This window comes from Nonomuraea sp. NPDC003560 (assembly GCF_042878785.1).
GTDB lineage: Bacteria > Actinomycetota > Actinomycetes > Streptosporangiales > Streptosporangiaceae > Nonomuraea.
The window spans coordinates 394,536-415,034 of record NZ_JBIAOF010000004.1; the positions used below are offsets into that span (position 1 = coordinate 394,536).

The following is a 20,499-nucleotide window of genomic DNA, read 5'->3' on the forward strand; positions in this document are numbered from 1 at the left end:
TGGAGGGACAGGTTGGGGCGGGTCAGTGGGCAGCGGTACGGGTGGAGCGGTGGGCGGAGGCGAGGACGGCCAGGGCGGCCACGCCCATGCCGATCGCCAGGCCGTACACCAGCGGCGTGAACCCGCCGAAGGCGGCCGCGAGCTGCGGGCCGACGCTGCCGCCGACGGCGAGGGCGAAGGAGAACAGCGCGAGCGCCGTGCCGCGGGCCGGTCCGGCCTGGGCGGAGATGGCCTCGTTCATGCTGGGCAGGCCGCCGGTGATGGCGGCGACGTAGACGGCCAGCAGGAGCACCAGGCCGAGGGCGCCGGCCCCGCTGAACGCGACGGCCGCCAGGGCGAGCGCGCCCACGGCCAGGAACGCGGCGGCCCTGGCCGTGGTGGGGATCCGGGCCAGCCACGGCATGAGCACCGGCATCAGCACGATCGAGGGCAGCCCGGAGGCGCGCAACGTGAGCAGGTCGGCGGCGGACGTGCCGCCGTAGATCTGCAACCCGGTGTAGACGGCGACGAACCCGGCCATCAACATGACCGTCGCCAGGTAACGCAGCGCGAGCACCCGGTCGAACAGCAGGCCGGGCACCGCGCGATAGGCCGACAGCAGCGACCCGGCCGCCTCACGCGGCAGGTCGGGCAGCATGACGGCGCGCAGGCCGAGCCCGGCGAGGGCGAAACCGGCGGCCGACAGCAGGAACAGCCCCCGCCAGCCGATCGTCTCGACCAGCACCTGCGCGGCGACCTGCAACAACACGGCCGAGGCCAGGAAAGCGCCGGTCACCGCGGCGATGGCGATCACACGGCGCCGCGGCTCTAGCCGTTCGGCCAGATAGGCCATGCCGGCGGGCGGGAACATCGCCACGGCCACCCCCTGCAGGGCACGCAACACCAGGGCCACCTCGACGTTCGGGCTCAACGCCACCAACGCGCTGGTCAACGCGGCAAGCGGCAGACCGGCCATCAGCAGGCGGCGGCGGCCGTACCGGTCGGAAAGGGGGCCGAACACCAGGAACCCGATGCCGTAGCCGGCGCCGAACGCGGTGACCAGCCAGGTCAGGCCGCCGGGTGAGGCGTGCCAGCCGGTCGCCATGTCGTGCAGCAGGGGGATCACGATGTACAACTGGCCGCTGCACAGGACCGCGGTGAGGGTGAACGCCAACAGGGTGCGGCCGAAGCGGGCGTAATCGGTACGGACTGCCGGAGCGGCCGCCGTACGGGGAAGCGTGAGTGCCATGGGAGAGGACGGTAGCCAACCAACCAGTTGGACGTCAACTGAATAGTTGGTTTTCAACCAACTAGTTGTTGGTGGCAGAATGGTGGCATGTCACCCAAGGTCTCGACCGCCGCCACCCGGGCCGCCCTGCTCGAAGCCGCCCGCGAGGAGTTCGCCGCGTACGGCGTGGCGGGGGCGCGCGTGGATCGCATCGCGGAGCGTGCCGGCGTCAACAAAGAGCGCATCTACGGGCATTTCGGCAACAAGGAGAAGTTGTTCGACGCCGTCATCAACGAGGCGCTCGACGACCTGACGTCGCAGATCGCCCTGCCCGGCGCCGACCCCGTCGACTACGTGGCCCGGCTGACCGACTACTACCGGCGCCATCCCGACCTGGTCCGGCTGCTCATGTGGGAGGCGCTCAACTACCGCGGCCAGGAGCTGCTGCCCGGCCAGGAGGCCAGGGTCGAGCGGTGTGCGCGCAAGGCGGCCTCGCTGGCCGAGGGGCGCGGCGAGGAGCCGTCGAAGGCGACGGCGCGCACGCTGTTCATGCTGACCGGGCTCGCGCTGTTCCCGTCGATGATGCCGCAGCTCGGGCGGATCATGCTGGGCGACGACGCCGACGACCACGACGCCATCCGCGACCAGATCAGCGCCTTCGTGACAGCGGCCCTCAAGTAGCGCCTCACGGGGTGCCCGCCCGCTGACGCCGCAGGCCGGTCAAGGAGCAGGTACGGCAAACCAGCCATCCCGGGCCCACCCTAAGGACAAGCCAAGAGCGACGGAACCGCCCTCTAAGGGGGCCGGGCGCGGTGGCGGGTCATCCCCCGAAGGCAGGCCAGGGGTGGCTGAGCCGGCCGCGTCGGCGGGCCGATGGCGTTACCGGAGGCACGCCGTGTGCGGCGTGAGCCTCACGGAGGCGATGGGGTGGGGCGGGGCAGGGTGAGCATCGGGGGCCGTTCGCCGATGGCGACCTGGCGGGTCAGGACGTCGTGGCCGCCCTCGCACCGCCGGAACTGCGCCAGCTCCACCCCCGGCGCCTGACGGGCCTCGATCTTCCCCTGCCGCCGCAGCCGCGACCACGCGGCCAGCATGATCTGGGCCGCCATCCCCCCGAGCGCCTCCGTCGACTGCGGGGCGTGCTCGCGCGAGCCCAGGTCCACCTGGGCCAGGCCGTCCAGCCCGGCCAGGTCCAGCAGGTCGATGAGCAGGCCGAGCTCCACCCCGTACCCGGTCAGGAACGGCACGCGTTCCAGGGCCGAGCGGCGGCCGGCGTACTCCCCGGCGAGGGGTTGCACGAACCCGGCCAGCTCTGGCCAGTGCAGGTTGAGCAGCGGGCGGGCGACCAGCTCGGTGACGCGGCCGCCGCCGTTGGGCGCGCCGTTCAGCGGACGGTCGTAACAGCCCTTGGCGTAGGCGACGGTGGGATCGGTGAGCAGCGGCCCGAGCACCCCGGCGACCAGCGAGGCGCGGAAGTGCCTGATGTCGGCGTCGGCGAAGGCCACCACGTCGCCGGAGGTGACCGCCAGCGACTTCCACAGGGCCTCGCCCTTGCCTTCCAGCGGTGCGAGCTCGGGCAGGATGTCGCGCTGGGCGTGCACGGCGGCCCCGGCCCGCGCCGCCACGCGCGCGGTGTCGTCGGCCGAGCACGAGTCGATGACGACGAGCTCGTCCACCAGGCCGTCCAGCTCACGCCGGATCACCTGGACGATCTCCCCCACGGTCTCCTGTTCGTCGCGGGCCGGCAGGACCACGCTCACCGTGGTGCCCCCCTTGGCCGCCACGAGGTCGCGCAGCGGCCAGTCCGCGGCGCACGACGTTCGGCGATGCCACCATTTCCGCACATCACGCAGCATGTGCGACACCTCCCCCGTTCCCCCGCTTGTCAGCTTATGCGAGGGTCGCGTGACGCTCCAGGAAGGTATAGACGTCCGCCTCGTCCACACCCGGGAACGACCCGGGCGGCAGGGCGGCCAGAATGTGCGAGTTGGCCCGCGCGGACGGCCAGGCGTAGCCCTCCCAGCGTTCGGCCAGCTCAGCGGGCGGACGGCGGCAGCAGTCGCCGTTGGGGCAGCTCGACTTGGTGCGGTTGGTGGTCTCCCGGCCCCGGAACCACCGCGACTCCCGGTACGGCACCCCCAGTGTGATCGCGAAGTCCCGTTCCCGCGAGGGATCGACGTGCGCGACGCAGAAATAGGTGCCGGTGGGCGAGTCGGAATACTGGTAGAACACCGAGAACCGGTCGGGCGAGGCGAACACCTGCCGCCCCGACCACTGCAGGCACATCCGTTGCCCCTCGATGGCCCCCTGCTCGTCGGCGGGGAAGACGATGCCGTCGTTCTCGTACGCCTTGTAGATGGTGCCACCGGCGTCGTTGCGCACGAAGTGGCAGACGAGGCCCAGGTGGTGGGTGGCCAGGTTGGTGAAGCGGTGGGCGGCCATCTCGTAGGAGACGGCGAACACGTCCCGCAGGTCCTCCACCGACAGCGCCCGCGCCGCCTTGGCCTCCTGGAGGTAGACGGCGGCGGCCCGTTCGGGCACGAGCACGGCGGCGGCGAAGTAGTTGGCCTCGGTGCGCTGGCGCAGGAAGTCGGCGAAGTCGCGCGGTTTGCCGTGGCCGAGCGCGAGGTGCCCGAGCGTCTGGAGCAGGATCGTGCGCGGGGTGTGCATGCCGAGCTGCTCGTGTTTGACGTAGATGCGCCGGTTACGCAGGTCGGTGATGGAACGCACCGAACGCGGCAGGTCCTGGGCGGTGTGGACGGTATAGCCGAAGTGCGTGACCAGGCCCTGGATCGTGCTCTGGGACAGGGCGCCGGTGCGGTAGCCGACGGCGTCGAGGGCCTCGGCCGCGGCCTTCTCGATGTCGGGGAAGTAGTTGCCCACCTCGCGCTGCCTGCGCCGCAGCTCGGCGTTGGCGGCCCTGGCCTCCTCGGGGGTGGCCGTGCCGCGGGCCTGCCGGGCGCGCAGCTCGCCGTACAGGCCGAGCAGGTGTTCCAGGACGTCGTTGGGCACGCGCGCGGAGACCTTGAGCCGGGGCAGGCCGAGACCGGCGTAGATGGGGTCGCGCTGCGCCTCCTCCAGCGCGATCTCCAGCTGGGCGCGCCGGTTGGGCGGCTGGCGGCGCAGCAGCTCCTCGACGGGGACGCCCAGCGCGGTCGCCAGGGACTTGAGCAGCGAGAGCTTGGGCTCACGCTTGCCGTTCTCGAGCAGCGACAGCTGGCTGGGCGCCCTGCTGACGCGCGAGCCCAGGTCCGACAGGGTGAGGCCGCGCTGTTTGCGCAGGTGGCGCAGACGCTGGCCGAACGCGATCAGATCGAGCTCCTGCGTCAAAGACAGCGGTTCTTCGCCTAGCAGGGACGCCATACAGGCATCTTAGACAGAAATTCGGCCCATTTTCTAGCCTTTGGGCACCCAGGGCGCGTCGCAGCGGGACGCCAGAGCCGCGTGCGGTTCGGGATGAGGATTGGTCTAGGCCAACAGGAAAACTTACGATTTCTTCTCATCTGAATACCCACGAGTAATGCACATCCTGGAAACTTTGCGGCTTCTTCTCAGCTCTGGAGCCTATTGACCCGCGGCCTCCGGGCAGATCATCGACGTGAGCCCCAGGGGACGACAAAGGAGCGAACGATGAACGATCGCCTCAAGGGAGCTGCGGAGCAGCTGCAGGACAAGTGGGAGAACGACCCTCGCTGGGCGGGCGTCGAGCGCACGTACAGCGCGCAGGACGTGATCCGGTTGCGGGGAAGCGTCCAGGAGGAGCACACGCTGGCCCGGCTCGGCGCCGAGCGTCTGTGGGACCTGCTGCACACCGAGGACTACGTCAACGCCCTCGGCGCGCTGACCGGCAACCAGGCCGTCCAGCAGGTGAAGGCCGGGCTGAAGGCGATCTACCTGTCCGGCTGGCAGGTGGCCGCGGACGCCAACCTCGGCGGCCAGACCTACCCGGACCAGAGCCTCTACCCGGCCAACTCCGTGCCCGCCGTCGTGCGCCGCATCAACAACGCGCTGCTGCGCGCCGACCAGATCACCTGGTCGGAGGGCGTGCCGGACGCGCCGCACTGGCTGGCGCCGATCGTGGCCGACGCCGAGGCCGGGTTCGGCGGCGTGCTGAACGCGTTCGAGCTGATGAAGGGCATGATCGCGGCCGGCGCCGCGGGCGTGCACTGGGAGGACCAGCTCGCCTCCGAGAAGAAGTGCGGCCACCTGGGCGGCAAGGTGCTGATCCCGACCGGCCAGCACATCAAGACGCTCAACGCCGCGCGGCTGGCCGCCGACGTGTGCGGCGTCCCCTCACTGATCGTCGCGCGGACCGACGCACAGGCCGCGACGCTCCTGACCAGTGACGTGGACCCGCGCGACCAGGCCTTCACCACCGGCGAGCGCACCGCCGAGGGCTTCTACCGGGTGCGCAACGGCGTGGACTCCTGCATCGCCCGCGGCCTGGCCTACGCCCCCTACTCCGACCTGCTGTGGATGGAGACCGGCACGCCGGACCTGGACGTGGCCCGCGAGTTCGCCGAGGCGATCAAGGCCCGCTACCCGGACCAGATGCTCGCCTACAACTGCTCGCCGTCGTTCAACTGGAAGGCGCATCTGGACGACTCCACGATCGCCAAGTTCCAGCGCGAGCTCGGGCACATGGGATACAAGTTCCAGTTCATCACGCTGGCCGGGTTCCACTCGCTGAACTACTCGATGTTCGACCTCGCCCAGGGCTACGCCACCGACGGCATGACGGCGTACGTCGAGCTCCAGGAGGCCGAGTTCGCCGCCGAGTCGCGCGGATACACCGCGACCAGGCACCAGCGCGAGGTCGGCACCGGCTACTTCGACCTGGTCAGCACGGCCGTCGCGCCCGACTCCTCGACGACCGCGCTCAAGGGCTCCACCGAGGAGGAGCAGTTCCACCACTGATTTCCTGAGCTCGCCGGCCACCTCCAGGGCATGGGACGGTTCCCCCGGCGAAGGGCCGCGCCGGCTCCCCCAGCCCGGCGCGGCCCATTTTTTTTCCTGCCTTTTCGATCCCAGCCCGGCGCGGCCCCCTCCTTTTCCCGTCCTCGATGCCCGTCATGTGATCAGCCGCCCTCCCGGGCCCACGACGGCAGGTCCTGCCGCTCGGTGATGTCGCGGACGAGCTGGGCGTGCGCGTCCTCGGCCTGCTGCCTGGTGGACCAGTGCAGGCTGAGCACCTCCTCGCCGCCCGTCCCCGGATCGGCGCCGGGCGGTGACAGGCGCACGGTCGACTCGAACAGCAGCGGCACCGTCCCGCCGTCGGCCTGGTCGAGCACCAGATGCAGGGTGCGGATGCGGAACGTTCCCGCGGCGGTGCCGACGCGGTCGTCGCCGATCGTGCGCCGGGCGCGGTCGGCCAGCAGCTCCTGCGCCCGCGCCGGGCTGATGGGGTTGCCCTCGATGTCGTAGTAGCTCATGTACGGCCTCGCTCTCGGGTGCGGGAGGGGGACCACGCTTCCCCCGCTCACCTCGATCATGAGGCATGCGCGGTCAGGACGCTCCGGTGGCCGTCGGGGTGGCCGGGCCCGAGACGGTGGGGCCGGGCGACTCGCCGGGGCCGTCCTGGGGGATCGTGCTGATCGAGCCCGACGGCCGCGGGCAGTCGCGGCGGCCCCCGCCCCCGTGGCGGCGACCTGCCGGACCGGCGCACGGACCGGCCTCCTCCCCGCCCGGATCACCCAGATCGCCCGGCCCGGACGTGCCGGACGGGCGGGCGGGACGGGACGGGCGGGACCGGCGGAAGTCGTCGGACCACCGGTCGGGTTCGGAGGTGAGGCTCGCGACGTGCCCGCCCGGCGTGCGGAAACGCGTGCCGGAAACCGCCGGCGTGGCGGCGCTCGCCGTGGGCGCCGTGGGCGCCGCGCTCGCCGGGGGCGCCGCGTGGACGGACGGCCGGACGCCGTCGGGGGTCGCCGCAGGCCGCTCGCTCGGGCGGGCGCTGTCCTGGGGCTGCACGACCGCGGTCTCGGGCAGCAGCGAGCCGCCGCCGAGGCTCAGGGCGTCCCCGCCGGAGGCCGCGATCACGGTGATCGCCGCGATCGAGACCGTGGCCAGCGCGGCGAAGCTGGCGTGCGACAGGTGCGCCCCGGCCTTCGCCCTGCTCCTGCGCCTGCTCCCGCGCTCGGACCCGGCCGGTTCCGCCGCCGGTGTGACCGGCTCGCCCGCCCCGCCGCCCGCCGGACAGGGCACCTCGGCCCAGCTCCCGTCCAGCACGTCGGAGACCGCCCGGCGCAGGTCCCACGGATCGCCCACGCCCCCGGACGCCAGCAGCGCCCGCAGCAGGCCGGCCGATCCGGGACGGGACGCCGGGTCCTTGGCCAGCGCCGCCTCCACGGCCGGGCGCAGCAGGACGGGCACGCCGTCCAGACGCGGCGGGTCGAACAGGATGCGCCGGGTCAGCACGTCCGCCTCGCCGCCGCCGAACGGGTGGTGCCCGCTCGCGGCGTAGGCCACCAGGCAGCCCCATGCGAACACGTCCGAGGCGGGCAGGGCGGGGCCGCCGGTCAGCCGCTCGGGCGCCACCCAGCCGGGACTGCCCATGACCTGGCCGGCCTGGGTGTGGGCGGCGAGGGTGTCCACGTCGCAGGCGATGCCGAAGTCGATGACCCGCGGCCCTGCGGGCGACAGCAGCACGTTGCCGGGCTTGAGGTCGCGGTGCACCAGACCGGCCTCGTGCACGGCGACGAGCGCGGCGGCCACGCCGAGTGCCACGCCGTAGGCGAGGTCGGGCGTGAGCGCTCCCCCGGCCTTGACCACCTGGGACAGCGCGGGCCCCGGGATGTACTCGGTGACCAGGTACGGACGGCCGTCCTCGACGCCGTCCTCGATGACGGCGGCGGTGCAGAAAGGCACCAATCTCCGCGAGAAAGCCACTTCCTCGGCGAAACGCGCCCGCAACGTGGCATCGTGGAGATGTACCGCGTGCGGCGTCTTGAGCGCGACCAGGCCGCCTTGCGGGTGTTCGGCCAGGTACACCACTCCCATCCCGCCCGTCCCCAGGCGGCCCAGGAGAAGGTACCGGCCGATGACGACCGGGTCGCCCACCGTAAGCGGTCGCACGCCAGGAGGCATGTCGCTCGCACCACGCGCCATCCGGGTCTCGCCTCTCCTGTGGGGGACACGGCAAGGCACACTGTGGCGGCATCCGGGGGCCCTTTCCGCATGTCTTGCGCAAGGGGTATCGAAGGTAAGGCGTTCGTGCCCGGAGGGTTAGTAAGTGCTGGGATGGAACGTTCTGAAGTGGCTTTCTGTGGTTGGCGGGCTTTCGTCCGGAAGAGGGTCAGGAGGCCAGGGCGCGGGCCTCGTCGGCCTCGACCTCGCGGTTCCAGTCGTTCTTGACCGCCCGCCAGCCCTCGTCGTCGACGCCGATGCGCCAGTAGCCGGAGATGGACAGCCGCTCCATCGGCACGCCCCGCTCCAGCCGCAGGTGGCGGCGGAGCTCCTTGACGAAACCGGCCTCGCCGTGGACGAACGCGTGCACGTCCCCCTCGGGGAACTCCAGCGCGCGCACCGCCTCCACCAGCGCCTGGCCGACGGGCCGCGCGCCCCGGTACAGCCAGGTGATCCGCGCGTCGGCGGCCGTGCCGAGCTTCAGCTCGTCCCCGGGGCCGTCCACCTCCAGCAGGACGTGGGCCAGGGCGCCGTCGGGCAGCGCCTCCAGGGAGGCGGCGATGGCCGGCAGCGCGCTCTCGTCGCCCACCAGCAGGTGCCAGGCGGCCCCGGGGTCGGGCGCGTAGCCGCCGCCGGGGCCCAGCATCAGCACGACGTCGCCGGGCCGGGCCGCGGCGGCCCACGGCCCGGCCAGGCCCTTGTGGCCGTGGTGGACGAAGTCGAGGGTCAGCTCAAGGGCGTCGGGATCCCAGGCGCGCACGGTGTAGGTGCGCAGACGCGGCCAGAGCTCGCGCGGCATGGTCTCGCGCACGTGCTTGACGCTGAAGGGCTCGGGGTAGTCCACGCCCTCGTGCGGGAAGACGAGTTTCACGTAATGGTCGGTGAGGCCGCGGCAGGCGAAGTCACGCAGGCCGTCGCCGCCGACCACGATGCGGATCATGTGCGGGGAGAGCCGCTCGGTCCGCAGGACGACGCCCCGATGGTGGTCCGTGGGCTTGTCAGCCATCACTTCAGCCCCCATATGTTAGTTAGGTATACCTAACCTTACAGCGGGATTGACGCGCCTGGCCACCGCAACGCCTCGACGCCGCCCTCCGCGCGCAACCCCAAACTGGGAAATATCAGCTCAAGCTACCCTGACGCAGCAGGCCCAGTCAGGCCGCCGCCGAATCCCCTCGCCGCGCCGCACGGGCCGCGACCGCCTCCAGGAACGCCGACATGTGCCGGAAGGCCAGCCGCGCCTCCGGCAGCACGTCGGCCAGGATGGGGAACGCGTGCGGCATGCGCCGCCACTCCTCGTACCGCACCGGCACCCCCGCCTCCCGGGCCCGCTCGGCCACCCGGCGGGCCTCGTCCCGCAGCACCTCCGTGGAGCCGGTGACGATCATCAGCGGCGGCAGGCCGGTGAAGTCGCCGTGCACCGGCGAGACGAGCGGGTCCCACGGATCGAGCCCGCAGGTCCAGTGGCGGGCCAGCCAGCGCACCCGGCCCGCCGGCAACATGGGGTCGTGCCAGCGGTTGGCGCGGCGCGGGATGTCCGTCAGGTCCGCCCACGGCGACAGGCAGATCGCCGCGGCGGGCGTCGGCAGGCCGCGGTCGCGCAGCGCCAGCAGGGTGGCCAGCGTCAGGTGCCCGCCCGCCGAGTCCCCGGCGATGACGATGTCCTCGGGGGCGTGCCCGTTGCGCATCAGGCACTCGTAGGCGTCCAGCGCGTCGGCCAGGGAGTCGGCCAGCGGGTGCACCGGCCCCTGCCGGTAGTCCAGCGCGAGCACCGGCCGCCGGGCCACGGCCGACAGCCGCCAGGTGATGGGCCGGTGGGTACGCGGCGAGCACGAGAAGTAGCCGCCGCCGTGGAAGTAGAGCAGCGCCTTGCGCTCGTCCACCCGGCCGGCGCGGACCCACTCACCGCCGCAGTCCGGCCCCTCGGCGGGCGCGACGACGGCGTGCTCGGGAAGGCGCACCGGCATCAGCTGCGCCAGCTCGCCCAGGCGGGCCGCGCCGATCAGGGCCAGCGGATGACGCATCAGCACCGAGGAGGCGGGCTTCAGGGTGCCCCACATGACCGAGGTCAGGGCCCTGGCCTGCCAGCTCAAGGGGTAGTCGGGTGCCACGTCCTTGTTGATGCGCATGACGGTCCTCCACCCCTTTTCTTCCCGGAACGCCAGAGCTCTACCGGCCAGTAAGGATCTCGTCCCCGACGCGAATATTCCGGCCTTGTGCGACTCTGGGGATATGGCGGGATATTCGGGGACCCCGTTCCCCCGCAAGCTCGGCATCAAGCCGGGACGCCAGGTCCTGGCCCTCGCCGCCCCCGCCGGCCTCGACCTCGGCGAACCCGCCGCCACCCTGCGCTTCGTTTATCGCGTTGCGGACCGCTGACCCACCGGCGGATAATTCCAGGCTTCCGCCAAGGCGGACCCGTGCCCGACCCCCGACACGGCGCGTGACCGTGTCCTCACTCTCGGGAGGTGAGCCACCATTCCCCTCTACGCCCGCCTCGTCCGGTACGGCTTCCGCAAACACGCCGTCTACGTCTGGGCCGCGCTCGCCGGCGCGTTCACCAACAGCGTGTTCGGCGTCCCGCGCGCCTACGTCCTCATCGCCCTGTGGCAGGCCCGCCCCGGCCTGGCCGGCTACGACGTCACCGACGCCGTCACCTACTGCTTCGTCACCCAGGCCCTCATCGGCCCGATGATGCTGTTCGGCGGCGGCCTGGCCATCCCCGAGCGCATCCGCAGCGGCGACATCGCGCTCGACCTGGTCCGCCCCGCCTCGCTCCAGCTCTGGTCGCTGGCCGAGGACCTGGGCCGGGCCGCGTACCTGCTGCTGGTGCGCAGCCTCCCGCCGCTGCTGCTCGGCGCGGCCCTGTTCGGCATCACCACCCCCGCCTCCCCGGCCGCATGGGCGGCGGCCCTGACCGGCTGCCTCGTCGGCGTGCTCATCAGCTTCGGCTGGCGCTACCTCGTCGCGCTGTCGGTCTGCTGGCTCGCCGACGACCGCGGCGTGGCCGTCGTGTCCCTGGTCCTGACGACGTTCTTCAGCGGCATGATGCTCCCCCTCCACCTGTTCCCCGGCCACCTGGGCGAGGTGGTCAGAGCCCTGCCGTGGGCCTCCATGGTCCAGGCGCCCGCCGACCTCTACCTCGGCAAGGCCCCCGTCGGGCAGACGCTCGCCCTCCAGGCGTTCTGGGCGGCGACGCTGTTCGCCCTCGGCCTGCTGGCCACCCGCGCGGTCCGCCACAAGGTGGTGATCCAGGGTGGTTAGGACGTACTTCCTGCTGGCCTGGACCTGGACCCGCGCCGCGGCCGCCTACCGCCTCTCCTTCGCCCTGATGGTCGTGTTCGGCCTGGTCACGGGGGCGATCGACGTCGCGGCCATCCTCGTCGTCTTCGCCAACACCACCACCCTGGCCGGCTTCACCCGCGAGGAGGTGCTGTTCCTGTACGGCGCCTCCGCCGTCTCCTTCACCGTCTGCGACACCTTCGTCAGCAACCTCGACCGCATCAGCCAGCACATCAAGGCCGGCACGCTCGACACGATCCTCATCCGCCCGGCCGCCGCCTGGATCCAGATCGCCGCCGACCGCTTCGCGCCCACCAGGATCGGCCGCGTCGTCCAGGCCGTGGCCGTGCTGGCCTACGCCGTCGCCGCGCTCGGCCTCGACTGGCGGCGGGCCTGGATGATCCCCGTCATGATCGTCACCGGCGTCGTCATCTTCACCGCGCTCTGGACGCTCGCCGGCGCGCTGCAGTTCGCGCTGACCGACGCCCCGGAGGTGGTCAACACCTTCACCTACGGCACCCACCAGCTCAGCCAGTACCCCCTCAGCATCTACGCCCGCGACCTGGTCCGCGGCGTCACCTACGCGCTGCCCCTGGCCTTCGTCAACTGGCAGCCCGGCCTCTACGTCCTGGGCCGGGACGACCCGTTCGGCACGCCCGGGTTCATGCGCTTCCTCGGACCGGCCGCCGCGCTGGTCCTCGCCCTGGCCGCCGCGGCGGCCTGGCGGCAGGGCATCAGGCACTACCGATCGACGGGGAGTTGACGATGATCGAGCTGCGCGGAGCGGGACGCTCGTTCAAGGTCAGGCGCGCTGTCGTGCACGCCGTACGCGATCTGTCGTTCAGCGTGCCGGCCGGCGAGTTCGTCGGCTACCTCGGGCCCAACGGCGCGGGCAAGTCCACCACGATCAAGATGTTGTGCGGCATCCTCACCCCCACCACCGGCTCGGTGCGGGTGGCCGGGCTCGACCCCTCGCGCCGGCGCACCACGCTCGCCCGGCGCATCGGCGTGGTGTTCGGCCAGCGGACGACCCTGTGGTGGGACCTGCCGCTCAAGGACAGCTTCGAACTGGTCCGACACCTTTACAAAGTAGATCGTGGAACCTTCCGGGTCCGGCTGGCCGAGCTGACCGAGACCCTCGACCTCGGCTCCTTCCTGCGCACCCCGGTGCGTCAGCTCAGCCTGGGGCAGCGCATGCGCGGCGACCTGGCCGCGGCGCTGCTGCACGCGCCCGACGTGCTGGTGCTGGACGAGCCGACCATCGGCCTCGACGTGGTCAGCAAGGCCAGCATCCGCGGCTTCCTGAAGCGGCAGAACGCCGAACGCGGCACGACCGTGCTGCTGACCACGCACGACCTCGGCGACATCGAGCGCCTGTGCCGCCGGATCATGCTGATCGACCACGGCCGGCTGGCCTTCGACGGGACGCTCGCCGAGCTCATGGCCACGGCGCCGGAGCAGGCCACCATCGAGGACGTGGTGACCAGGCTCTACACCGGCACTCAGTAGTAGCCGCCCTCCTGCGTGGTCTCGTAGTCGTCGTCGTCGAGGTCGTCGTGCGGGCGCGACCAGCGGGAGGGCATCAGCACGGGGATGAACAGCACCACGCCCAGCAGGGCCAGCACGCCCGTGGTGAGCAGGGTCCTGTCGCCCGCGCCGGCGTCCAGGACGATCTGGTGGACCGACGCCTGGTCGGGGATGAGGGACAGCGCCCTGCCGGTGTCGAGGGCGTAGACGACGGTCCAGGCCAGCAGCACCATCGAGGGCACGAACGTGGCCAGCGGCGAGATCCGGCCGGCCACGACGAGGCCGACGACCAGCCCGACCGCGGCCATGGCGCCGAGGGCGATCCACATCTTCTGGTTGTCGGGCGGCGGCGGGGTGATCGCCGCGCTGGCGAGGGCCTGCTGCACGGCCCATCCGCCACCCCCGAGGACGGCCGCCGTGACCACGACGCCGATGAGCAAACCTGCTAAGTGCCGCAACGTTCTCACCTCAAATGTCAACGCGAATGTCAACGCGCTCGGCACGACCCTAGCGACAAATGCCATTTCCGGACCAGGCATCAGCCCGCTCGGAAGTTAGGGGTCTCATGCGACGGGGCCTCGTGAGACCATGTGGCACACATGCGTGCGCGTCTTCCCCTCCGGCTCGCGCGGACGGCCGCCTTCGCCGCCGTCTGCGTGACCCTCGCTGCCCTCGCCCACGTGGCGGGCGGCGGCGGGCGTCCGGGGCCGTGGGCGGCGGCGCTGGGCCTGGTGGCGGTGTCCGGCCTGGGGCTGGCGCTGTCCGGCAGGGAACGCTCGGCGCCGCTGATCAACGTCGTGCTGGGTGTGGCGCAGTTCGGCCTGCACGAGCTGTTCGCGGGCGGCAGCCCGTCCTCCTACGTCTTCGAGCACGGCCACGGCCAGGGCCTGGCCGTCAACGCGGGCATGCTGCTCGCGCACCTCACGGCGACCTTGATGACCGGCTGGTGGCTGTCGCGCGGCGAGATCGTGCTGTGGTCGCTGCTGCGCCGGCTGGGGTTGCGGCTCGTGCCGCCGCTGCTCGCGGTCGTGCCCGCGGTGCGGCCGGGCGTCCCGGTCGTGCACACCAGGGTGGTCCCCCCGCAGCCGGGGTTCCGGCACCGGGTGGCCAGGCGTGGTCCTCCACTTCCCGCCTGACCTGCTGACACCCGTAGACCCCCTGTCATTTTCCGAAGTGGAGTTCCGCCATGTCCTTCGTCCGTCGCGCGGCGACCGTGCTCGCCGCCGCCACCGCCCTCACCGCCGGCCTGGCGCTGCCCGCGCTGGCCCACGTCTCCATCAACCCGGGCACCGCCGAGCAGGGCGGGTTCACCAAGGTCGCCTTCCGAGTGCCCAACGAGCGGGACGACGCCGCCACGACCAAGGTCCAGGTCAGCTTCCCCACCGACCATCCGCTGGCGTTCGTGTCGGTCAAGCCCGTGCCGGGCTGGGACGTCAAGGTCACCGAGGGCAAGCTGCCCAAGCCGGTCAAGACGGAGTACGGCGACCTGGAGGAGGCCGTCACCACGGTCGTGTGGTCCGGCGGCAGGATCAACCCGGGTGAGTTCCAGGAGTTCGAGGTGTCCATGGGCCAGCTCCCCAAGGACGTCGACTCGCTGACGTTCCCGACGAAGCAGACCTACTCCGGCGGCGAGGTGGTCGACTGGGCCGACGCGCCCAAGTCCGACGGCACCGAGGCCGAGCACCCCGTTCCCACGCTGAAGCTCGTCCCGGCCTCCGGCGACGACGACCACCACTCCGCCGCGAGCGCGTCGGCCTCGGCCGCGCCGGCCGCCGCCACGGGCCCGTCGGTGGCGCCGGTGGCGGCCTCCGCGGCCTCCTCCTCCGACGGCACGGCCCGCCTGCTGGGCGGCGCCGGGCTGGTCGTCGGCGTCATCGGCGTCGTCGTCGGCGCCCTGGGCCTGCGCCGCCGGGCGGCCTGACCCTCGCGACCCTGACCTCGCGACTCTGCCCCTCGCGACGCGGCGTCCCCGGCCGGGCAACCCGCCCGGCCGGGGACGCGCCGCCCGGTCAGGACGTGATGTCCTTGCCGGAGAAGCGCGCCCACGCGATCGAGCAGAACAGCACGATGTAGGCGCCGAAGGCCAGCAGCCCGTCCCGCAGCGCCGACAGGTCCATCGGGCTGCGCAGCACCGCGTCGAAGTTGGTGAACCTGGTCGGCAGCAGGTACGGCGTCACCGCGCTCAGCTCGGGGAAGGCCCGCAGCACCTGGCAGACGACCACCAGCACGAGCGTGGCGGCCACCGCCCCGATGGACACCTCGGTGAACGTCGACAGCGCCAGCGCGACGGCCGCCAGCGCCGCCATGCCGGCCCCGACGTAGCCGACGGCGATGAGGATGCGCAGCAGCCCCTCGCCCATGGAGATCGTCGTGCCCGACAGCAGCGTCACCGGCCCGGCCGGGAACAGGATCAGCCCGGTGACCAGAGCCGACAGCGCCACCACCGCCGTGACGGCGTAGGCGAAGACGACCGCGTTGAGGTATTTGACGGCCAGCAGGCGGGTGCGTCCCGCGGGCGCGGCCAGCAGGTAGCGCAGGGTGCCGCCGCCCGCCTCCCCGGCCACCGAGTCGCCGGCGACCACGCTGACGGCGACCGGCATCAGCAGCAGCACGAGGAACGAGAACGCGACGAACGTGAGCATGAGGCTGTTGCCCGCCACGCTCTGGATGAACCCGCCCATCCCGTCGCGGTCGTCGCCGCCGAACGCGCGCAGGGCGAGGCCGAGGACGGCCGGCACGGAGGCGAGCACGGCCAGCATCACCAGGTTGCGCGGCCGGCGGAAGGTCAGGCCCAGCTCCGAGCCGAGCAGCCGCCAGAACGCCCACCGCGCCCGCCGCGGGCCGTCGGCGGCGTCCGTCCCGGAGTCCCGCGCGGGGACGGCCACGGCTTCTCGGGCCGGGTCCCATGTGTGCCGCTCCACCGTGCGCAGCGTCTCGGTCACGGGCACCAGGCCGGGCATGCGCCCATCGGACCGGCCGTCCCGCGCCTGCGGCGCCCCGGTGTCCCGCGTCTGCGGCGCGTGTGTCTCAGCGTCCGGCGCCGAGGTGTCAGCCGTCGACATCGAAGCCCTCCCCCGTCAGTCCGACGAACACGTCCTCCAGGCTCGGCCGCAGCACGGCCAGCCCCCGTACGGCGACCCCTTCGCCGACCAGCGCGGCGTTGATCCGCTCCGGCGCGTGGCCGCCCAGCTCGGCCGTCACGTCGGCGTCGCCGCGCCGCACGTCGGCCAGCCCCAGCCCGCCGAGCACCCGAGCGGCGTCGGCCACGTCGGGCGTCTCGACCCGGACGCGCGTGGCCAGGCCGCCGTTCAGCGAGGCGATCGTGCCCTGGGCGGCCAGCTTGCCGGTCCGCATGATGGCGGCGTGCGTGCACATCTGCTCGACCTCGGCCAGCAGGTGCGAGGAGACGAAGACGGTGGTGCCGCCGGCGGCGATGTCCTTGACCAGCGCGCGCACCTCGCGGGTGCCCTGCGGGTCGAGGCCGTTGGTCGGCTCGTCCAGGACGAGCAGCTCGCGCGGGCCGAGCAGCGCGGCCGCGATGGCCAGCCGCTGGCGCATGCCGAGCGAATAGTTGCGGTAGCGCTTGCCGGCCGCGGCCGACAGGCCCACCCGGTCGAGCGCGGCGGCGACGCGCGCCCGCGCGGTGCGGCGCACCGCCGTGGGGTCGGCGGCGTCGAAGCGCATCAGGTTGGCCTCGCCCGACAGGTACGGGTAGAACGCCGGCCCCTCCACCACCGCCCCCACCCGGGGCAGCGCCCGCGGCAGCGGCAGCCCGAGCAGGGAGTGCTCCCCCTCGGTGGGCGCGATGAGGCCCAGCAGCATGCGGATGGTCGTGGTCTTGCCCGAGCCGTTGGGCCCGAGGAAGCCGAAGACCGAGCCGCGCGGCACCGCCAGGTCGAGCGCGTCCACGGCCACCTGGCCGCCGCGGAAGCGCTTGGTCAGGCCGCGCGTGACGATGGCGTGCTCCCCGGAGGGCGGGGCCGCCCCGAAGGGCGCCCCCGCTTCCTGCGTGACGGCGGTGGTCACCTGACGCCCGCCGCCTGGGTGATCTCCTCCGGGGTGACCGCGCCGGCCAGCAGGCGGCCGTCGTCGGTCAGCAGGACGGTGACGAGCTTCGTCCTGATCAGCCGGCCCGAGCCCCACGTGCCGCTCACCGGCGTGGCCGACTTCAGGACGGTGTCGGCCAGCGCCCCCACGTCGGCCTTCGAGCCGTCGCCGGGCGTCGGGCCGTCGCCCGCCGCCGGACGGCCGGCCGCCGTGAGGTCCTCCGGCTTGAACGGCAGGACGGCCACGGTCGTCCACCCGTCGCCGACGACCTTGAGCTCGCCCGCGACCTTCTCGGCCTGCTCGGCGTGCTGCTCGGCGCGCTTGGCGTCGCCCAGCTCGCTGAGGTCCTTCTCCTCCACCTTGGCGCCCGCGGGCGGGGTGAAGGTGAAGTTCTCCGCGGCCGGCGGCGTGAACGTCACCTGGGTGAAGCCGACCTGGAAGGCCGGTTCGGCCGAGCCCTTGGCGTAGACCTGGACCTGGAGCGGGACGTAGGTCTCGCCGTCGAGCGCGAGCCGCACCTCCTGCACCAGCGAGCCCTCGTCCTTGGGGGCGAGGACGAGCTGGTAGACCGGACGGCCCGCCACCTCCGCGGTGTTGATCACGCGGACCGCGGTGTGCTGGCCGGCCTTGGCCAGCAGTTGCTCGGCCACCTGCGGCGGCGTCAGCTGGGTCGGCGGCGTGCTGGGCAGCTTGTGCTCCTGGCTCGTGCCCGGCTTGATGGTCAACCTGGTCGCGGTGTTGGTGGCGCTCTCCCAGTACCAGCCCTGTTCGCCGTTGACGATCAGGTTGGTCTCGTTCAGCTGGGTCGGCATGGCCACCCGGAACCGGTCGGCGCCGCCGTACCAGACCTTGATCTCGTGCGAGCCGGACAGCAGGCTCAGCGGCGACTCACCGCCGGTCTGGGGCAGCGACGGCAGGCCGAGCGAGGCCGTCTGCTGCACCGTGCCGGACATGGGCGGCAGGCCGCCTCCCTTGCTCGTCGCCGCCACGGCGTCGGCCAGCAGCTGCTGGGCCGAACGCTCGGGCAGGACGGGCTCGCCGCTCACCGCCGCGATGACCGGGCCGGCTCCGATCGCGCCACCGATCAGCGCCGCCGCGGCGATCGGGACTCCCCACCTCACGAACGTGCCTCTGCGCATCTCACTCCTTAACGGTATGTCGATGACCAGAGCCTGCGGCATGCATCCTGTGGCCGGCCTGAGACTGTCTGAGACGCCTCTCAGCCTTCTCAGCGGCGTCTCAGCTCAGGGACGGGAGAATCAGCACATGAGAGTACTGGTCGTCGAGGACGAGCGGCGGATGGCCGCGGCCCTCCAGCGCGGGCTGCAGGCCGAGGGGTTCGCCGTGGACCTCGCCCACGACGGCGAGGAGGGCCTGCACGCGGCCCGGCAGGGCGACTACGACGTCGTGGTGCTGGACATCATGCTGCCGAGGCTGTCGGGCTACAACGTGTGCAAGCAGTTGCGCGCGGAGGAGAACTGGGTGCCGATCCTCATGCTGTCGGCCAAGGACGGCGAGTACGACATGGCCGACGGCCTCGACCTCGGCGCCGACGACTACCTGACCAAGCCCTTCTCGTACGTGGTGCTGGTGGCCAGGCTTCGGGCCCTGCTGCGGCGCGACTCGGGGCGGCGGCCGTCGGTGCTGGCGGCCGGCGACCTGACCCTCGACCCGGCCCGCCGGAAGGTGCAGCGGGGCGAGACGCCGGTGGAGCTGACGCCGAGGGAGTTCGCGCTGCTGGAGTTCCTGATGCGCCGCCGGGACGAGGTGGTGTCGAAGTCGGAGATCCTGGAACACGTGTGGGACACCTTCGACACCGACCCGAACGTGGTCGAGGTCTACGTCGGCTACCTGCGGCGCAAGGTCGACGCCCCCTTCGGCAGGAACGCGCTGCAGACCGTGCGCGGCGCGGGCTACCGGCTGGCGGGCGACGGTGGCTGACACCCCGATGGCCTGGTGGCGGCGTCAGGGGCTGCGGTTCAGGCTGACGGTCGCGGCGGCCGCCGTGCTGGGGCTGGCGCTGGCTCTGTCGGCCTCGGTGCTGCTGTCGGTGCTCGACCGGGCGCTGATCGACACGGTCGACACCTCGACCAGGCAGCAGGCCCAGACCGTGCGCGTGGCGGCCGACGCCGGGACGCTGACCAGCCCGATCACCACGCACGACGGCACGATCGTCCAGGTGCTCGACCGGAGCGGGCGGATCACGCACGTCACGTACGGCACCGACCGGCTGGTGCCGCTGCTGGACGCGGTGGCCAGGGCCAGGGTGCTGCGCGAGGGGCGGGCGACGTTCCTGGACGGGCGGCCGTACGCGATCCCGGGGCCGCTGCGGGTGGTGGTGCTCAGCGCCGACCACGGGCAGACGGTGCTGGCCGCCAGGCCGATCGGCGAGATCCAGACGAGCCTGGGCGTGGCCGGACGCGTCCTGCTGGTCGGCACGCCCGCGCTGGTCGTGCTGCTGGCGGTGGCGAGCTGGCTGATGATCGGCAGGACGCTGCGCCCGATCTCGTCGCTGCGCCGGGTCGCCGCCGAGATCACGCACACGGCCCGGTCCCGGCGGCTGCCGGTGCCGCAGTCGCGCGACGAGGTGTACGCCCTGGCCACCACGCTCAACGGTATGCTGGCCCGGCTGGAGGAGGCCGAGCAGCGCCAGCGCGCGCTGGTCTCCGACGCCGCCCACGAGCTGCGCAGCCCGCTGGCCAGCATCCGGCTCCAGCTGGAGGTGGCGCTCGGCCATCCGGAGGGCCAGGAGTGGCGGGAGACCGCCGAGGGCGTGCTGGAGGACGCCCTGCGGCTGTCCCGGCTGGCCGAGGACCTGCTCGCGCTGGCCCGCCTGGACGAGCGCGGCGGCGTGCCGGCCCGCGACGAGCCGGTCAACCTCGACGAGGTGGTGCGCCAGGTCGCCGAGCGGTACGGCGAGGCCCGGCTGACCGCGTGCGACCCCGTGGTGGTGCGCGGGGACGCCCTCGACCTGAGCCGGGTGCTGACGAACCTGATGGACAACGCCGTCCGGCACACCTCCTCGAAGGTCGAGGTGGCGCTGGCCGCCGACGGCGTGCTGACGGTGACCGACGACGGGCCCGGCATCCCCGAGCAGGACCGGGAGCGGGTGTTCAACCGGTTCACCCGGCTGGACTCCGGGCGCAGCAGGGACGAGGGCGGGGCCGGCCTGGGGCTGGCGATCGTCCGGGAGACCGTGCGCGCCCACGGCGGGACGGTGGTGCTGCAGGACGCGGCGCCGGGCCTGCGCGCCGTGGTCCGCCTTCCGGTGTCCCGCTAGGCGGGCGCCGGGGCCGAGCAACCGACAGGAG

General features: G+C 72.6%; 21 protein-coding genes. 10 read left to right on the plus strand and 11 right to left on the minus strand.

Features of this window, described 5'->3' with window-relative positions; all coding sequences use genetic code 11:
* Nucleotides 1-22: 22 nt before the first annotated feature.
* Complete coding sequence (locus tag ACFYUV_RS18055; RefSeq protein WP_387669725.1) at nt 23-1,228, minus strand: MFS transporter; 1,206 nt, start codon at nt 1,226-1,228, stop codon at nt 23-25.
* Between the two features lie 87 nt (nt 1,229-1,315).
* Here ACFYUV_RS18055 and ACFYUV_RS18060 point away from each other — a divergent pair, with 87 nt between their 5' ends.
* Complete coding sequence (locus ACFYUV_RS18060; RefSeq protein ID WP_358292797.1) at nt 1,316-1,888, plus strand: TetR family transcriptional regulator; 573 nt, start codon at nt 1,316-1,318, stop codon at nt 1,886-1,888.
* 230 nt (nt 1,889-2,118) lie between these two features.
* Here ACFYUV_RS18060 and ACFYUV_RS18065 read toward each other — a convergent pair whose 3' ends face one another.
* Together ACFYUV_RS18065 and ACFYUV_RS18070 are read right to left on the minus strand one after the other, a co-directional pair.
* Nucleotides 2,119-3,063, minus strand: a complete 945-nt coding sequence (locus ACFYUV_RS18065) for a glucosyl-3-phosphoglycerate synthase (RefSeq protein WP_387669727.1) — start codon at nt 3,061-3,063, stop codon at nt 2,119-2,121.
* A gap of 34 nt (nt 3,064-3,097) precedes the next feature.
* A complete protein-coding gene (locus ACFYUV_RS18070; protein WP_387669728.1) occupies nt 3,098-4,570 on the minus strand; it encodes a helix-turn-helix domain-containing protein in 1,473 nt (490 codons plus the stop codon).
* Between the two features lie 267 nt (nt 4,571-4,837).
* Between ACFYUV_RS18070 and aceA the strand changes: the two genes are divergently transcribed.
* Nucleotides 4,838-6,124: an isocitrate lyase gene (aceA, locus tag ACFYUV_RS18075; protein WP_352351543.1), complete on the plus strand. Its 1,287-nt coding sequence runs from the start codon at nt 4,838-4,840 to the stop codon at nt 6,122-6,124.
* Between the two features lie 161 nt (nt 6,125-6,285).
* Here the strand turns inward: aceA and ACFYUV_RS18080 are convergent, their stop codons facing one another.
* The 4 genes from ACFYUV_RS18080 to ACFYUV_RS18095 all read right to left on the minus strand — a co-directional run bounded on the left by ACFYUV_RS18080 (nt 6,286) and on the right by ACFYUV_RS18095 (nt 10,461).
* Nucleotides 6,286-6,639: a hypothetical protein gene (locus ACFYUV_RS18080; protein WP_352351545.1), complete on the minus strand. Its 354-nt coding sequence runs from the start codon at nt 6,637-6,639 to the stop codon at nt 6,286-6,288.
* A 73-nt stretch (nt 6,640-6,712) separates the two neighbouring features.
* Entirely contained in the window at nt 6,713-8,281 is a 1,569-nt protein-coding gene (locus ACFYUV_RS18085) for a serine/threonine-protein kinase (RefSeq protein ID WP_387669730.1), read from the minus strand.
* 220 nt (nt 8,282-8,501) lie between these two features.
* On the minus strand, nt 8,502-9,338 hold the full coding sequence (locus ACFYUV_RS18090) for a siderophore-interacting protein (protein WP_387669731.1): 837 nt from the start codon (nt 9,336-9,338) through the stop codon (nt 8,502-8,504).
* 148 nt (nt 9,339-9,486) lie between these two features.
* Nucleotides 9,487-10,461, minus strand: coding sequence for an alpha/beta hydrolase (locus tag ACFYUV_RS18095; protein ID WP_387669732.1), 975 nt, complete (start codon nt 10,459-10,461; stop codon nt 9,487-9,489).
* A 103-nt stretch (nt 10,462-10,564) separates the two neighbouring features.
* Here ACFYUV_RS18095 and ACFYUV_RS18100 point away from each other — a divergent pair, with 103 nt between their 5' ends.
* From ACFYUV_RS18100 to ACFYUV_RS18115, 4 genes are all read left to right on the plus strand, one after another.
* The gene (locus ACFYUV_RS18100) at nt 10,565-10,711 is read left to right on the plus strand and encodes a hypothetical protein (protein ID WP_387669733.1); all 147 of its coding nucleotides are present in this window, start codon (nt 10,565-10,567) and stop codon (nt 10,709-10,711) included.
* Between the two features lie 189 nt (nt 10,712-10,900).
* Nucleotides 10,901-11,596: an ABC transporter permease gene (locus ACFYUV_RS18105; protein ID WP_387669734.1), complete on the plus strand. Its 696-nt coding sequence runs from the start codon at nt 10,901-10,903 to the stop codon at nt 11,594-11,596.
* Nucleotides 11,589-12,377: an ABC transporter permease gene (locus ACFYUV_RS18110; RefSeq protein WP_387669736.1), complete on the plus strand. Its 789-nt coding sequence runs from the start codon at nt 11,589-11,591 to the stop codon at nt 12,375-12,377. The genes ACFYUV_RS18105 and ACFYUV_RS18110 overlap by 8 nt, the downstream gene beginning before the upstream one ends.
* 2 nt (nt 12,378-12,379) lie before the next feature.
* A complete protein-coding gene (locus ACFYUV_RS18115) occupies nt 12,380-13,123 on the plus strand; it encodes an ATP-binding cassette domain-containing protein (RefSeq protein WP_387669738.1) in 744 nt (247 codons plus the stop codon).
* Here ACFYUV_RS18115 and ACFYUV_RS18120 read toward each other — a convergent pair.
* The gene (locus ACFYUV_RS18120; RefSeq protein ID WP_358292826.1) at nt 13,117-13,599 is read right to left on the minus strand and encodes a hypothetical protein; all 483 of its coding nucleotides are present in this window, start codon (nt 13,597-13,599) and stop codon (nt 13,117-13,119) included. The genes ACFYUV_RS18115 and ACFYUV_RS18120 overlap by 7 nt on opposite strands.
* 141 nt (nt 13,600-13,740) lie before the next feature.
* Here ACFYUV_RS18120 and ACFYUV_RS18125 point away from each other — a divergent pair, with 141 nt between their 5' ends.
* Both ACFYUV_RS18125 and ACFYUV_RS18130 read left to right on the plus strand, forming a co-directional pair.
* Entirely contained in the window at nt 13,741-14,277 is a 537-nt protein-coding gene (locus tag ACFYUV_RS18125) for an MFS transporter (RefSeq protein WP_387669739.1), read from the plus strand.
* Between the two features lie 50 nt (nt 14,278-14,327).
* The gene (locus ACFYUV_RS18130; RefSeq protein ID WP_387669740.1) at nt 14,328-15,062 is read left to right on the plus strand and encodes a YcnI family protein; all 735 of its coding nucleotides are present in this window, start codon (nt 14,328-14,330) and stop codon (nt 15,060-15,062) included.
* 88 nt (nt 15,063-15,150) lie between these two features.
* Here the strand turns inward: ACFYUV_RS18130 and ACFYUV_RS18135 are convergent, their stop codons facing one another.
* The 3 genes from ACFYUV_RS18135 to ACFYUV_RS18145 are packed head-to-tail and all read right to left on the minus strand — an operon-like array spanning nt 15,151 to nt 18,327.
* Entirely contained in the window at nt 15,151-16,203 is a 1,053-nt protein-coding gene (locus ACFYUV_RS18135) for an ABC transporter permease (protein ID WP_387669742.1), read from the minus strand.
* Nucleotides 16,190-17,167, minus strand: a complete 978-nt coding sequence (locus ACFYUV_RS18140; protein WP_358292838.1) for an ABC transporter ATP-binding protein — start codon at nt 17,165-17,167, stop codon at nt 16,190-16,192. Before ACFYUV_RS18140 ends, ACFYUV_RS18135 begins: the two co-directional genes overlap by 14 nt.
* Entirely contained in the window at nt 17,164-18,327 is a 1,164-nt protein-coding gene (locus ACFYUV_RS18145; RefSeq protein WP_387669744.1) for an outer membrane lipoprotein carrier protein LolA, read from the minus strand. The genes ACFYUV_RS18140 and ACFYUV_RS18145 overlap by 4 nt, the downstream gene beginning before the upstream one ends.
* A 127-nt stretch (nt 18,328-18,454) precedes the next feature.
* Here ACFYUV_RS18145 and ACFYUV_RS18150 point away from each other — a divergent pair, with 127 nt between their 5' ends.
* Together ACFYUV_RS18150 and ACFYUV_RS18155 are read left to right on the plus strand one after the other, a co-directional pair.
* On the plus strand, nt 18,455-19,129 hold the full coding sequence (locus tag ACFYUV_RS18150; protein WP_352328085.1) for a response regulator transcription factor: 675 nt from the start codon (nt 18,455-18,457) through the stop codon (nt 19,127-19,129).
* Nucleotides 19,122-20,468, plus strand: coding sequence for a sensor histidine kinase (locus ACFYUV_RS18155; protein WP_387669746.1), 1,347 nt, complete (start codon nt 19,122-19,124; stop codon nt 20,466-20,468). Before ACFYUV_RS18150 ends, ACFYUV_RS18155 begins: the two co-directional genes overlap by 8 nt.
* The last annotated feature ends 31 nt before the right edge of the window (nt 20,469-20,499 follow it).

What these genes read in the sequence shown, in the direction of transcription:
- ACFYUV_RS18100 (WP_387669733.1), top strand. Translation starts at nt 10,565, where the DNA reads ATGGCGGGATATTCGGGGACCCCGTTCCCCCGCAAGCTCGGCATCAAG.
- ACFYUV_RS18080 (WP_352351545.1), bottom strand. Translation starts at nt 6,639, where the DNA reads ATGAGCTACTACGACATCGAGGGCAACCCCATCAGCCCGGCGCGGGCG.
- ACFYUV_RS18065 (WP_387669727.1), bottom strand. Translation starts at nt 3,063, where the DNA reads ATGCTGCGTGATGTGCGGAAATGGTGGCATCGCCGAACGTCGTGCGCC.
- ACFYUV_RS18145 (WP_387669744.1), bottom strand. Translation starts at nt 18,327, where the DNA reads ATGCGCAGAGGCACGTTCGTGAGGTGGGGAGTCCCGATCGCCGCGGCG.
- ACFYUV_RS18090 (WP_387669731.1), bottom strand. Translation starts at nt 9,338, where the DNA reads ATGGCTGACAAGCCCACGGACCACCATCGGGGCGTCGTCCTGCGGACC.
- ACFYUV_RS18150 (WP_352328085.1), top strand. Translation starts at nt 18,455, where the DNA reads ATGAGAGTACTGGTCGTCGAGGACGAGCGGCGGATGGCCGCGGCCCTC.
- ACFYUV_RS18060 (WP_358292797.1), top strand. Translation starts at nt 1,316, where the DNA reads ATGTCACCCAAGGTCTCGACCGCCGCCACCCGGGCCGCCCTGCTCGAA.
- ACFYUV_RS18130 (WP_387669740.1), top strand. Translation starts at nt 14,328, where the DNA reads ATGTCCTTCGTCCGTCGCGCGGCGACCGTGCTCGCCGCCGCCACCGCC.
- ACFYUV_RS18135 (WP_387669742.1), bottom strand. Translation starts at nt 16,203, where the DNA reads ATGTCGACGGCTGACACCTCGGCGCCGGACGCTGAGACACACGCGCCG.
- ACFYUV_RS18095 (WP_387669732.1), bottom strand. Translation starts at nt 10,461, where the DNA reads ATGCGCATCAACAAGGACGTGGCACCCGACTACCCCTTGAGCTGGCAG.
- ACFYUV_RS18125 (WP_387669739.1), top strand. Translation starts at nt 13,741, where the DNA reads ATGCGTGCGCGTCTTCCCCTCCGGCTCGCGCGGACGGCCGCCTTCGCC.
- ACFYUV_RS18070 (WP_387669728.1), bottom strand. Translation starts at nt 4,570, where the DNA reads ATGGCGTCCCTGCTAGGCGAAGAACCGCTGTCTTTGACGCAGGAGCTC.
- ACFYUV_RS18055 (WP_387669725.1), bottom strand. Translation starts at nt 1,228, where the DNA reads ATGGCACTCACGCTTCCCCGTACGGCGGCCGCTCCGGCAGTCCGTACC.
- ACFYUV_RS18115 (WP_387669738.1), top strand. Translation starts at nt 12,380, where the DNA reads ATGATCGAGCTGCGCGGAGCGGGACGCTCGTTCAAGGTCAGGCGCGCT.
- aceA (WP_352351543.1), top strand. Translation starts at nt 4,838, where the DNA reads ATGAACGATCGCCTCAAGGGAGCTGCGGAGCAGCTGCAGGACAAGTGG.